Annotated in this window: 13 protein-coding genes; 7 read left to right on the forward strand and 6 right to left on the reverse strand. The window is 44.9% G+C overall.

All coding sequences use genetic code 11. The features are described from left to right. Positions 1-480 (reverse strand): DJ-1/PfpI family protein (locus NT178_01125; protein ID MCX5811137.1); only part of this gene is annotated, 480 nt, incomplete at its 3' end. Between the two features lie 84 nt (positions 481-564). Further along, positions 565-1,026 carry a tRNA (N6-threonylcarbamoyladenosine(37)-N6)-methyltransferase TrmO gene (gene tsaA / locus NT178_01130; protein ID MCX5811138.1) on the reverse strand — a complete coding sequence of 154 codons (462 nt, stop codon included), beginning with the start codon at positions 1,024-1,026 and terminating at the stop codon, positions 565-567. Positions 1,027-1,529: 503 nt separating this feature from the next. Between tsaA and NT178_01135 the strand changes: the two genes are divergently transcribed. Continuing rightward, positions 1,530-1,931 (forward strand): GxxExxY protein, encoded by a 402-nt coding sequence (locus NT178_01135; protein ID MCX5811139.1) that lies wholly within the window; start codon positions 1,530-1,532, stop codon positions 1,929-1,931. A gap of 424 nt (positions 1,932-2,355) precedes the next feature. Next, the gene (locus tag NT178_01140) at positions 2,356-3,273 is read left to right on the forward strand and encodes a ParB/RepB/Spo0J family partition protein (GenBank protein MCX5811140.1); all 918 of its coding nucleotides are present in this window, start codon (positions 2,356-2,358) and stop codon (positions 3,271-3,273) included. Between the two features lie 224 nt (positions 3,274-3,497). Here the strand turns inward: NT178_01140 and NT178_01145 are convergent, their stop codons facing one another. The 3 genes from NT178_01145 to NT178_01155 form a co-directional block, all read right to left on the reverse strand. Further along, entirely contained in the window at positions 3,498-4,487 is a 990-nt protein-coding gene (locus tag NT178_01145; protein MCX5811141.1) for a DUF4062 domain-containing protein, read from the reverse strand. A gap of 241 nt (positions 4,488-4,728) precedes the next feature. After that, positions 4,729-5,190 (reverse strand): nucleoside 2-deoxyribosyltransferase, encoded by a 462-nt coding sequence (locus NT178_01150; protein MCX5811142.1) that lies wholly within the window; start codon positions 5,188-5,190, stop codon positions 4,729-4,731. Beyond that, on the reverse strand, positions 5,187-5,369 hold the full coding sequence (locus NT178_01155; GenBank protein ID MCX5811143.1) for a hypothetical protein: 183 nt from the start codon (positions 5,367-5,369) through the stop codon (positions 5,187-5,189). The genes NT178_01150 and NT178_01155 overlap by 4 nt, the downstream gene beginning before the upstream one ends. Before the next feature lie 329 nt (positions 5,370-5,698). Between NT178_01155 and NT178_01160 the strand changes: the two genes are divergently transcribed. The 5 genes from NT178_01160 to NT178_01180 all read left to right on the forward strand — a co-directional run bounded on the left by NT178_01160 (position 5,699) and on the right by NT178_01180 (position 9,695). Then, complete coding sequence (locus NT178_01160; GenBank protein ID MCX5811144.1) at positions 5,699-6,871, forward strand: MFS transporter; 1,173 nt, start codon at positions 5,699-5,701, stop codon at positions 6,869-6,871. Positions 6,872-6,953: 82 nt separating this feature from the next. Further along, positions 6,954-7,151, forward strand: coding sequence for a twin-arginine translocase TatA/TatE family subunit (tatA, locus tag NT178_01165; protein ID MCX5811145.1), 198 nt, complete (start codon positions 6,954-6,956; stop codon positions 7,149-7,151). Positions 7,152-7,156: 5 nt separating this feature from the next. Next, positions 7,157-7,642 (forward strand): 2-amino-4-hydroxy-6-hydroxymethyldihydropteridine diphosphokinase, encoded by a 486-nt coding sequence (gene folK / locus NT178_01170; GenBank protein MCX5811146.1) that lies wholly within the window; start codon positions 7,157-7,159, stop codon positions 7,640-7,642. Positions 7,643-7,757: 115 nt separating this feature from the next. Next, positions 7,758-8,648, forward strand: a complete 891-nt coding sequence (lsrF, locus tag NT178_01175) for a 3-hydroxy-5-phosphonooxypentane-2,4-dione thiolase (protein MCX5811147.1) — start codon at positions 7,758-7,760, stop codon at positions 8,646-8,648. Positions 8,649-8,654: 6 nt separating this feature from the next. After that, positions 8,655-9,695 carry an alcohol dehydrogenase catalytic domain-containing protein gene (locus tag NT178_01180; GenBank protein ID MCX5811148.1) on the forward strand — a complete coding sequence of 347 codons (1,041 nt, stop codon included), beginning with the start codon at positions 8,655-8,657 and terminating at the stop codon, positions 9,693-9,695. 2 nt (positions 9,696-9,697) lie between these two features. On the opposite strand, the gene NT178_01185 is transcribed toward NT178_01180, so the two are convergent. Beyond that, complete coding sequence (locus NT178_01185; protein MCX5811149.1) at positions 9,698-11,341, reverse strand: AMP-binding protein; 1,644 nt, start codon at positions 11,339-11,341, stop codon at positions 9,698-9,700. Between the last annotated feature and the right edge of the window lie 720 nt (positions 11,342-12,061).

Genomic DNA, 12,061 nt, shown 5'->3' on the forward strand with positions numbered 1-12,061 from the left:
GATACCGGCAGACACTCCTGCCGATGTCCAAATGTTTCCATTACAGACAAAACGCTCTTCAACTACCGTGACATCCCCGAAGGCTTTCAACCGATCAAGGGAGTTCCAATGGGTAGTGGCCTTTTTTCCATATAGCAGCCCGGCTTTATGTAACAGGAAAGTCCCGGTGCACACAGAAAATATCGCTTTGCACTGCCTTGCCTGTTCGGTGATAAATTGAATAAGCACCGGGTTGTCCACTTCCTGGCGGGTTCCCTGACCACCCGGCACAAGAAGAAAATCAAGTTGGGGGCACTGCTCGAAGGATACATGAGGATTTACGGAGAGACCCTTCGCACAGGTGACCGGCTCAAGCGACTCGGCCACAATGAAGCGATGTTCAGGCCCATTGGCAAATTTGCTCCACATGCCAACGATTTCCCATGGACCGACAAAATCAAGTTCTTCGACATCCGGAAAAACAAGCATACCAAAGTTCATTTCAGTCCTTCCTCAAGGGTCTAACGGAGTAGTACACCGGGATTGTCAGCGATCCGGTGCAACGACATGATAACCCGTTCTTAGTCATTCTCTTCCTTTCGGTTTGGGGCGCCATTTTTTGCCGGCCGTCCATCCTTCAGACGCAGAATCGATGGCATCAAATCTTGGGATGTAAGGCTTTATATCCAGAAGGGGTGTATTATCCAGCATGTCGGCACCTTCAATTATAAGGATATTCCCTTCACGCCGGACCAGTTTTACGATTGATAACCCTATGCCGTTTGGCCTGCACGGATGTCGTGATGCATAGATGCCGTGAGGTTCATCGTCCAGAAAGGTGGGACGTACCATCTCAATCCTGCCGGATCGGTCAAAAAGGTAAATCAGATAAATGTGAGAGAAAGCGTCAATGTCCTTCAAGCCTTGCTCATACTCTCCAAACACCTCAACGTGCCCAGAGGAGTCAGGGGCATAGAGCGGTTGGATAGGACATTCTTCTTTTGTTTTGTATGGTGTATGTATAATGCCAATTGCTTCTATTATCATATCGCGCTGTCTCTTAAGGCTAACTCGGGATCATCCGGAATAGCAAATAATCAGCAATGTTTCCTGATTCATAATTATCTGAATTTGCCATGAGACCCGCCCTCTTTGCTTAATAACAGTATCAGATCACTTCGTTTTCTGTCAATGGATTTATTGACACAAGAAGTGCGGGATTGCCGGTATGTCCTGAAGAAAAAACGGAAACATCTTGACACATTTTTTCTAAATGTCTATAATAAAGAACAACATCGAGTGGCATTCATAATACAATAAATAAACCAGGGCAATAATGTACGAAAAGTTAATGTCATACCCGCAGGGCGTGCGGGTTGCCGGCAAAAATAAGTTTCAACTCTGCGATCTCCGCGTACTCGAACGACCGTAAGGGAGTGGGCCTGTCCCCGTAAGGGGGCGAGAGGAAAAGGCATTAAAGACATTGTCTCTCGCAGAGCACGCAGTGTACGCAGAGAAAGACAGGTATATCTGTGAGCAGTATCCTGAGACTGACTGATCCTGCTCACATTTCATGCCCCTTCGGGGCAGAAGGACATAGCGCTCTCGGTCCCGGCCTTCTGGAATCGGTATATCAGGAATGTTTTAAAATAGAATTAGAGGATGATGACCTACGGGTGGAAAAGGAAATACCGGTGCCTGTCATATACAAAGGAAGAGCAATTACACAGGAAGGATTCAGGATAGACCTTCTTATCGAAAACACGGTTGTTATAGAACTTAAATCAGTAGAAGAAGTAAAACCTGTTCATAAGAAACAACTTCTTACCTATCTTAGATTGACGGATAAGCAAGTGGGTTTGCTGATCAACTTTAATGAAATAATGCTGAAAAACGGTATTACAAGGATAGTTAACAATTACGCACCGACAGGTGCTGCAAATTTACCCTGATATGATCATTCTCTCATATCAGGGTAAGGATAAATTGTTTTAACTCTGCGATCTCCGCGTACTCGAACGACCGCAGGGAGAGGGCGAGAGATAAAGGCATTAAAAGCATTGTCTCTCGCAGAGCACGCAGAGAAAGACAGGTATATTTGTGAGCAGTATCTTGAGACTGCCCGATCCTGCTCACATACTACGCCCCTTCAGGGCAGATGTTAGTTTCTACCCGCAGGGTGTGCGGGTTGCCGGAATGAATCATTCTCTCAATTCCGGCAAAAAAATTGTCTTAACTCTGCGATCTCCGCGTACTCGAACGACCGTCAGGGAGTGGGCGAGAGGAAAAGCATTGTCTCTCACAGAGCCCACAGAGATAAGGTTTTATACGCTTCACGATTAACGCTTCACAAAATTTAAATAAAGGGGGATTAAGATGGCAACAAAGAAAACAGTGGAAAGTCCGGAATTTATGTACCTGCCTCTCGAAAATATTCTTGTGGAAGAACAGATTCGCTCAGGGATTGATACGGAGGGAGAATCATTTAAGTCTCTCATGGAGTCAATCAAAGACCGGGGTGTCCTTGAACCTGTACTTGTAACACAAAAGGACGGCAAGTACCTACTCCTCTGCGGGGAACGCCGTTATCTTGCAGCACAGAAACTTGAACTCCCATCCATCCCTGTTCGGGTTGTAGATGCAGTAACCCAGAAAGACGAGATACTTGCCTTGCAATTGACGGAAAATCTCCAGAGAGAAGACCTGAATCCCATAGACCAGGCAAAGGGCATACTGGCATACGTTCAGGCTAAACATCCTGATAAAAACTATAATGTGGATGGGGTGATGAGTGAGTTGCTGGTCTATGACCGAAGACCGGAGGACCAATTTGTAGAAGTCCGCGAAACTGTTTCGCGGATTGTCGAAATCGTCGGAAAGACAACAAGGACGCTGTACAACATGATTTCACTCTTAAAACTCTCCGATGAAATTCAGGCTGCTATACGGGAGGGAAAACTACCTGTTTCTCAGGGTTACATCTTTGCCTCTCACCTTGATTTTGCCGATTCAAAGAAAGTCTTTGACAGTGTCATGGCACAGCCTGTTACTAACGCCACCCTTGAAAGAATGCTTACACAAAAAACAGAACCACCGAAACAACCTGCGCATCCCACACTCTCACGACAGAGGACAAGCGTCAAAAATATAAGGAATGCTATCGAGGAGAATGCAGGCAAATATACCAAAGAAGATCTTGAGGAACTCTTTAATGATCTATGCGTCCTCTGTGACTATGTTCAGCAGCAGGCCGCTGCTACAGTATCGATGAAGCCGCGCAAACCACAGGTGTGAAGAGTGATTTGATAGCATTAGGGAAAGCTAATCCGGAGGGGTAAAAAAGTAATATTTCAATGCCAGCATCTAACATTTATGTTCGGCGCGTGCTACACCTACAACTAAATAGTCTTGGTGACGCTGCAGAACACTGATTACCGAATAAAAGAGAGTAACATACGGCTCACCGGGATTGGCCCGATAGGGGCACGATCCGGTGCAGCCGATTGTTAAGTGCTTCTCTATTTATTACTCTTTACCGTTCGAAACTCCGTCATAAGCCGTTCCCCTTGGGGAGTCAATGACCAAAATAATCCCATGCCGCCCTTCTTTGTCTCAGAGTACTTAAGAGTAATCAGTCCAAGGACCTTCAATTGAAGCGATATAGTTTGGAAATCCTGATCACTTAGGTCATTGTAGGTTCCCAATGGCCCCTCTCTGTCTTTTAATGCCGTCAGCAGAACCGACTTAACAAAGTCGTCGTTGGGAAACTTGAGCAGGTACGGAGCTACTAAAGCAAAAATCTCCCTCCATGTGAGGGTGCTACTCCAATTGCCGCTGCCGTGTCTTCCGCCATAGTAGATCCCATGGACTGTGAAGTGCTCATCCAGACCAGCAAGCCCCTCGACTTTTTGGACAGGCTCTTGCTCAATGTCTCTGATTCTGGTTCTTAGGGTGTTATTCTCTTTCCTTAGTTCATTTAACTCGGACAAGATTTCCTCGTTTGCTACGGCGCTGGCGCGAACCCACCCAACAGCGGGGAACATCTTTATCGTTTTAGATAGGCTTAGAGATACCAATCCGGGCAGTTCTTCAGCCTTATTCCAAAACTTGACAAGCCTATTGGACGCCACTTTCTCTCGAAATGCCTTGAGCCTCGTTTGCATATCAGGGTCAATGTCGCTCTTGTTCACAGGGATGTCGTCAGGATTCTCGTGCAGCAAGGCAATGACCTTCAAACCTTGCTCGATGGCGTAGTCGTACTCCTTTTCTGTGTAGCTAACACCTTCGGAAGTTATTGACCCGTAACGCCCGCCAATGATAAGCATATAGTAATCGCAATCTTCGATTACACTCTTAATGAACTGCCATTGTTCTTCATCGGCGGCAGGAAATAGTTCCATTCCTGCCGGAATGCAGTCCATCTCCATAAGTGTCTGGATTACATGCTGTCTTTCCTGCTTCAGATCAGCATAAGTGGAACTAACAAATATCTGATATCGTTTATCCATGTCCTTTTATCCTGCTCACTTAACAATTAATATACTGCAAGCTGTAATTTAACAGGCCATCGGGGACGTTGGTAACTTCCGTAACTTTCTTGATTTTCCCGCCCATGAATTCATTCTCCCGCAATTGTGAGCAAACTTCAAGAAGAAAATCGCCCATTTGATAATCAAATACCATTTGAATTCTTCATAGTTTCTGGCGGCATGTCGATTGAGGACTTCAGGAAGTAACTAATAACATAAATTAATTTGTAGAAAATTGCCGTAGTGTGCCGCAGAGCCATTTAAGATAATTTACAAGTTTCTTAATCTGCCCCTCCTCCAGGACATTATCAATCATTATCTTTGCAGTACCGATCAACATAGCGTTTGCAGTTGAACAGCTATCTTGAGAAATTAATATAACAGGTTTATTCACTGCATGAGCATATCCTGCCTCAAAAGCTGTGCCGGTATCATTATCGTCAACAAAGGCTATTACACCATCGCATTCTTCCAGAAGCTTTATACATTCTCTCATGATACTCTCTGCCATTTTCAGCTTGGTTTCTGTATCTCCTTCTATGTTAGGTGCATATTCAAATGGGTCTACGATAGTAATATCGTTTTTATGAGATAAAGCGACGGAAAGCTTTTCAAGGAACATTTTCTTGAATTCTCTCTGCTTTTCGGTAAAACAGGGATGCGCATAATAGACTTTCATCATTTTATCTTTTTATATATTTTGTATATGCCATAACCAATTATGGCTGTAGTGCTGGCTATTAAGGGTATCCCAAAAACAATAATTGTAGAAATAGCTCTGGCAAGGTCAAGAGGGGTAATCTTCCTGGATTTTTGTTTGTTGTCCGGTTCATTGATACTGATACTTGTAGTGTCCATCATATGCCCCTTTACATTGTATCATATCTGTAACAAAATGATGTGCTTTTTCGGGCCGAGGCGATTTTTGATGGTGGCCACCTGCGAACAGAACTTGTACTCTCCTATGGTAATTGGCAGCACGCAGGTAACCGGCTAAAACAGTCGGTGCGGAGCTCGACCGGAGGTGTACCCCTGCGGTACATTGAGGACCGAACGGCACTGAAGTCGACAAAGTCAGGCGCAAAAAGCGCCTCGGCCTCAAGGGCAGCAAGCACCCGGGGGATACAGGGTATTGGCGCTATTCCCAACTTTTTATTGAACATTCAGGTTTTACTGTTTATATTGGAGTGATGATCAGGTTCGGTTCGCTAAGAGGTATATCATTCCTGTATCTCCTTTTCCTCGGCTCTCTCTGGGCTCTCAATTTTGTCGGCAGAACCATCCTCTCCCCTGTCTTGCCGCTGATTGAAGACGAGTTCCTCATCAGTCATGCAAAGGCGAGTAGTATATTTATATTTCTCTCTCTCGGCTATGGGATCTCGGTGTTTCTGTCCGGGCTCCTTTCAGGGATAATTGGTTATAAGAAATCGATTATGGTCTCCTTGCTCTTGACAGCCCTCATGTTTTTCCTGATTCCGCTCGTCAAGGCTTTCGCTCTTCTTTATGTTGTTGCCTTCATTATCGGGATAGCAACAGGCATCTATATCCCGGCTGTTATCCCCCTCATTACCAGTTGTTATGATGAAAAGATCTGGAGCAAGACGATTGCGATTCACGATTCGGCTGCTTCAATTGGGGTTTTTGCAGCCCCCTTGATTGCCCTTTTTCTCCTCCGTTTTTTTCAATGGCGGGGAGTTTTAGGGATAATAGGTTTTGTTTTTGTGGCTGCTGCAATTGCATTCTACTTTCTCTTTAATGAGCTTACAGTCGCCCGTATTACCAGGGCAGCCTTTGGTAAATTCATCAGGAGGCGGGCGCTGTGGGTCCTGAGCATCATCTGGGTATTTGCCGCATCAACAAGCATCGGGGTTTATTATATCACCCCTTTATTTCTTACCAAGGAACTTCATCTTGATTTAGGATACGCTAACACGATTTTCGGCATATCAAGGCTTGGCGGATTTGTTGTAGCCATCAGTTCAGGTTTTCTGGTGAGCCGGTTCAGTATACGTGCAATCATGATCTTCATTTTGATTATTTCCGGCGCCTCTACGGCATTCGTAGCATTGGCGGGCGTTAAATTTGTCGGAATAGCCCTTTTTCTCCAGGCAAGTTTCATTTACGGCTTTTTTCCAGCCGGGCTTATCGCGATTTCAAAGATTTTTGATTTGAATGTTCGGGGATTAGCCACCGGTTTCATATTCGGGTTTGGCGTGATCATCGGTTGGGGGGTTACCCCCTACCTGCTCGGACTTTCGGGTGACCTCCTGAGCTTCAAGTTCGGCATATTGATGCTCGGGATATTGGTTATTATGTCAAGCGGGCTTGTAGTTTTGTTAGAAGAATTGAGCCTTAAGAAATAAATTATGCCTAAACTGCAATAATTTACGGCTATTAAAACAAAAATGATTGACTATTTTGGATGTACAGTGATATTTTAGAATCATGTTCGGTCTTGGATTCCCTGAGCTTATAGTTATACTGATTATAATATTCGTCATCTTTGGCGCAGGCAAGCTGCCAGGCATAGGTGAAGCAATCGGTAAAGGCATTAAGAATTTTAAGAAATCATACAAAGAACCTGATTCAATAGATATAACCACTTCAAAAAACGACAAAACCAACGACAAGTCTTCTCAATAACCATCGTGGAACAAAAGGCATTCATCGGGATCGGTTCAAATATCGGTGACAGCACAGGGAATTGCATAACGAGTATAAACAGATTGGCAGAGGACAAAAGAATCAGGATAGTTTCGAGGTCCTCCCTGTATGCCACATCGCCGGTTTCAACGATAGAGCAAAACGACTTTATTAACTGTGCAGCATGTGTCATGTGGGATGGCTCGCCACATGAACTGCTTGCTCTTCTCAATACAATTGAAGAAACGATGGGAAGGAAAAGGAACGTTAAAAACAGCCCGAGAGCAATAGACCTCGACATCCTGCTCTTCGGAAACCTGGTGCTTGATACCCCGTCATTAAAGATACCTCACCCGGAGCTTCATAACAGGAAGTTTGCCCTTATTCCATGCATTGAAATAGATCCCACAATCGTTCATCCGATATATGGAAAACAGCTTAAAGAGTTTCTTGCAGATATCGGCGACAAGCAGAAGATAAAGGTGCTCTAATCCTCCAGGGCAATTCCATTTGGAAATCATGTGTCTTCATGCCATTTCCCATTGACAAAAAACGCCTGCAAAGATAGGATGTAATATTGAAAAAAACTGAAAGGAGTTAATAACCATGCCGGAAGTTGATGAATCAGAAAAAGAAAAGCAGTTTTATGTAGACATACCTGCCAAAAGTGAACCTTTCTTCCTGAAGGGCTGCAACAACACGGATTGGGGAATGAAAAACCGTCTGTCCAGAATATTTGATCCCAAATCAGGCAAAACGGTTATGCTGGCCATTGACCACGGATATTTTCAAGGTCCGACAACAGGTCTGGAGCGTGTAGACGTTACTATCCTGCCGCTATTGCCCTATGCTGACACGCTGATGCTTACCCGCGGCATACTTCGAACAATCATACCGCCTGATTTTGACAAGGGAATAGTGTTGAGGGCAAGCGGTGGACCGAGTATTTTGAGCGAACTTTCAAACGAGCAGATTGCCATAGATATTGACGAAGCCATTCGTCTGAATGTTTCGGCCATGGCGGTTCAGGTCTTTATCGGCGGCCAGATGGAAACACAATCGGTCCACAACATGACCCGCCTTGTGGATATGGGCAACCGCTACGGCATTCCCACACTCGGCGTTACCGCAGTGGGTAAGGAGATGGCGAGGGATGCCAAATACATGCGGCTTGCTTCGCGCATCATTGCAGAACTCGGCGTCACATATGTAAAGACCTACTATGTGCCTGAAGATTTCGACACAGTAGTAGCCGCCTGTCCGGTGCCGATCGTTATTGCAGGAGGGAAAAAACTTCCTGAGCTTGAGGCCCTGACCATGGCTTACAATGCCATACAGGATGGCGCAGCAGGCGTAGATATGGGTCGTAATATTTTTCAATCAGAATCGCCTGTTGCAATGATTAAGGCGTTACGGAAGGTTGTTCACGAAGGAGAAAATCCTAAGGCAGCCTATGATTTCTTCCTGACAGAAAAGAACGAAGCAAAGAAGGGATAAGCGGACATGCGCGTAGGAATGTATTACAGCAACAGTAAAGTCGAGGTGGAAGAGCTGCCGATCCCTGTGGCGGGCAAAAAGGATATTCTTATTAAGGTTATGGCAAGCGGTATTTGCGGCAGCGATGTCATGGAATGGTACCGCATAAAAAAAGCGCCTCTTGTTCTGGGGCATGAACTGGCCGGCGAGATAGTTGAGGTCGGGGAAGAGGTTACGAAATTCAAAAAAGGCGACAGGGTCTTTGCCACGCACCATGTACCCTGCGATGAATGCCACTTTTGCCTTACCGGCCATCAGACAGCATGTCAGGTTTTCCAGACAAAGAATAATTTTGATCCGGGCGGATTTTCGGAATACCTGAAGGTCTCAGGCAAAAGCATCGATACCGGCACCCTGCTCCTTCCTGATGAGATGTCCTATGAACAAGGGTCATTCATTGAGCCCTTAGGGACAATAGTCAGGGGTTTGAGGGCAGTTGACCTGAAGCCCGGCGATACCCTGCTGGTTCTTGGCTGCGGGATTGCAGGCCTGCTTATGATCAAGCTTGCACGTTCTCTTGGCGCCGGAAGAATCATTGCAACAGACATTGACGATTACAGGCTGGAAGCGGCAAGGAGATTCGGCGCTGAAAATACAATACATGCTGATGGGGATATACCGGCCCTTATTCAAGAGGTAAATCACGGCCGTCTTGCCGACAAGGTTATAGTCTGCGCCGGGGTGTTGTCTGCTGCACAGCAAGCAATACAATCTGTTGAACGGGGCGGAACTGTTTTATTCTTTGCCGTGCCGAACCCGGGACAGACGCTTGATATTGATTTCAATCCTTTCTGGAGAAACGATGTAAGCCTTAAAACCTGTTACGGGGCTGCCCCACTTGATAATGTACAGGCCATGGAGTTGATCAGGGCCGGAAATGTTCATGTCGAGGATATGATTACACACAGGTTCGGTCTTGGAGATATTGCAAAGGGCTTTAAGGCTGCCGGCGAAGGGAAAAACTGCCTGAAGGTGATTATAGAACCCCATAAAGAATTACAGGTTTAGCACTAACCTTCAAGCCGCCTCTTTATATCTTCCCTGAGAACTTTCTTGTCAACTTTGCCGACTTTTGTCAATGGCAGCATTTCAATAAATTCGATTCTCTCAGGTAGTTGTTGTACGGACGCGCCCTTTCCCTTCAGAAAGGCAATAACCTCTTCAAAGGTAAGTGTTACCCCCGGTTTTAAAGTAACGTAAGCGCAGATCCTCTCACCCAGTATTTTGTCAGGCATACCGACCACAGCAGTTTCGCGAATCCCCGGGTTTGCGTTCATCAGATTTTCTATTTCCAAAGCGCTGATCTTTTCACCGCCCCTGTTGATGATGTCTTTAATCCTGCCTGTTATGGTAATGTTCCCGTATTGATCTTTCTTTGCCCTGTCACCGGTTTTAAAGAATCCGTCGATGGTGAATATTTGGCTATTTTCATCCGGGGATTTGAAATAACCGGTAAAAATACCGGGGCCCTTGGAAACAAGTTCCCCTTCCACACCAGTCAACACCTCGCTTCCTGCTTCATCAATGATCTTGATCGTATCGTAAGGACAGACTTTTCTGCCTACGCTGTTGCATATGATATCAATACTGTCACCCGGCCTTGTGGCGGTATTGGTGCCCTCGGATGAACCGAATCCGTTTATAAATATGCACTTCAACTTGTCATAGACAGCCATGACCAGATCCGGGGTACTTGGCGCGCCGCCGACAGATATTGTCTTTAGCGAACTCAGGTCATACTTTTCAAGATTTTCCATGTCAATTATCCTGGCAATCAGGGCAGGAACAGAAGGTATAGCCGTAACCTTTTCCGACTGAATCCGTTCGCAAATGACTTCGGGCTGTACCGAATCAAGCAGGACAAGCTTCGCATAATTAAATATTGCCGCGCCTATTCCCCAGTGCATTGCCATGCTGTGCGTTACCGGCGTTATGACCATAAGGGTGTCATTGCTTGTAATTTCCCATGCCCTCGAATGATATTCTATGTTGCATATATAACAGTTGTGTGTCCGGACACTTGCCTTTGGCAGCCCTGTGGTTCCTCCGGTGGGCATGATATGGGAGGCCTCATCAGGATCAGGTCTCAGGGCATCTAACACCTTAAGATTTTCTTCGGTCAGTTCAGTTTCTTCAATCAGTGTATCTATAGTCGGATATTTATCGTTTTTCTCTGTTCGGACTTGAATAACATGTTTAATTTGTGGATTTTCTTTTAATACGTCATCAATTATCGGCTGGTAGTCAATCTTACCGTAATACTGAGGCAGAATCCAGGCCACAGGCTTTGTTAATTTGGCAAGATGGTTAATCTCTGACTGATTATGTCTCGGAATGAGGAGCACTGTAATAGCGCCGATTTTCTGCATGGCAAAGAATGCGAGGATATATTCGTGCCAGTTGGGAAACTGAAGCATAACCCGATCACGCGGTTTTATGCCAAGCTTCATTAGGCTGATTGCAAGGCGGTCTGTCTTTTCCCGGAGTTCCTTATATGTCCAACGGCCCACATCGTCAACCAGACCAATCTTATCAGGATAGAGATCCGTGGCTTTGTCAAGCATATCTCCCCACGTCATCCCAAGCCACCATCTTAATCCGTTGTACTTCTCCCGATCTTCCTTTAAGTATTCAGTAAAACCTTCTATCGCCATATAATGCTGCCTCCTTTCTTGAATTTGCTTATAAGATCTCCTATGGGACTAAAGGATTCATGTGGGACTAAAGGATTCATGTGGGACTAAAGGATTTATGATCCTTCATAGTCGGTAAAAACCCCCTGACTAACGATAATTTCCTCTCAAAATAACTTTTTACCTGTCCCGATAGAATCATGGGTTATCCCTATAATATCATTCTGCCACACTCAGGTCCAAAATAGAAGTGTCATTCTTCAAAATCTTAGAAGGAAATGCTCACAAAATATTTGAGAGTTCATGATTACAACATAGGGCGGGTAATATAAAGTTGTCTCAGGGTAAATTCCACAAATATCTCTTGACAATCATCATGGCTTTTCTTAAAACTTAACATATTAAGATTGGGATAAATTCATCAAGGATAAAACGTTTATCTTGGTTTTTCAGGAGATTTTTATTGTTATCCATTTCACAATATTTTGATAACGGCAATACGCTGAAGCATTACCAGCTAAACGGCATAATGAACTTCCCCGCAGCAGAGCTGCGAGGCATCTATTGATTGAAACGATATATGCTTTTCGGCTACTTCTATACATTTATGCGGATGATATTTAAAGAATAAGGAGGCATGATGGATCAAGCATATAGAATTCTTCAAAAAACGTGTAAAGTCCTCAATATCATAGGCGGCACAGCCCTTACTTTAATGATGTTCCTGACCGTTGCCGATAT

It is taken from the genome of Pseudomonadota bacterium, assembly GCA_026388255.1.
In the GTDB taxonomy this organism is placed as follows: Bacteria; Desulfobacterota; Syntrophorhabdia; order Syntrophorhabdales; family Syntrophorhabdaceae; genus JAPLKB01.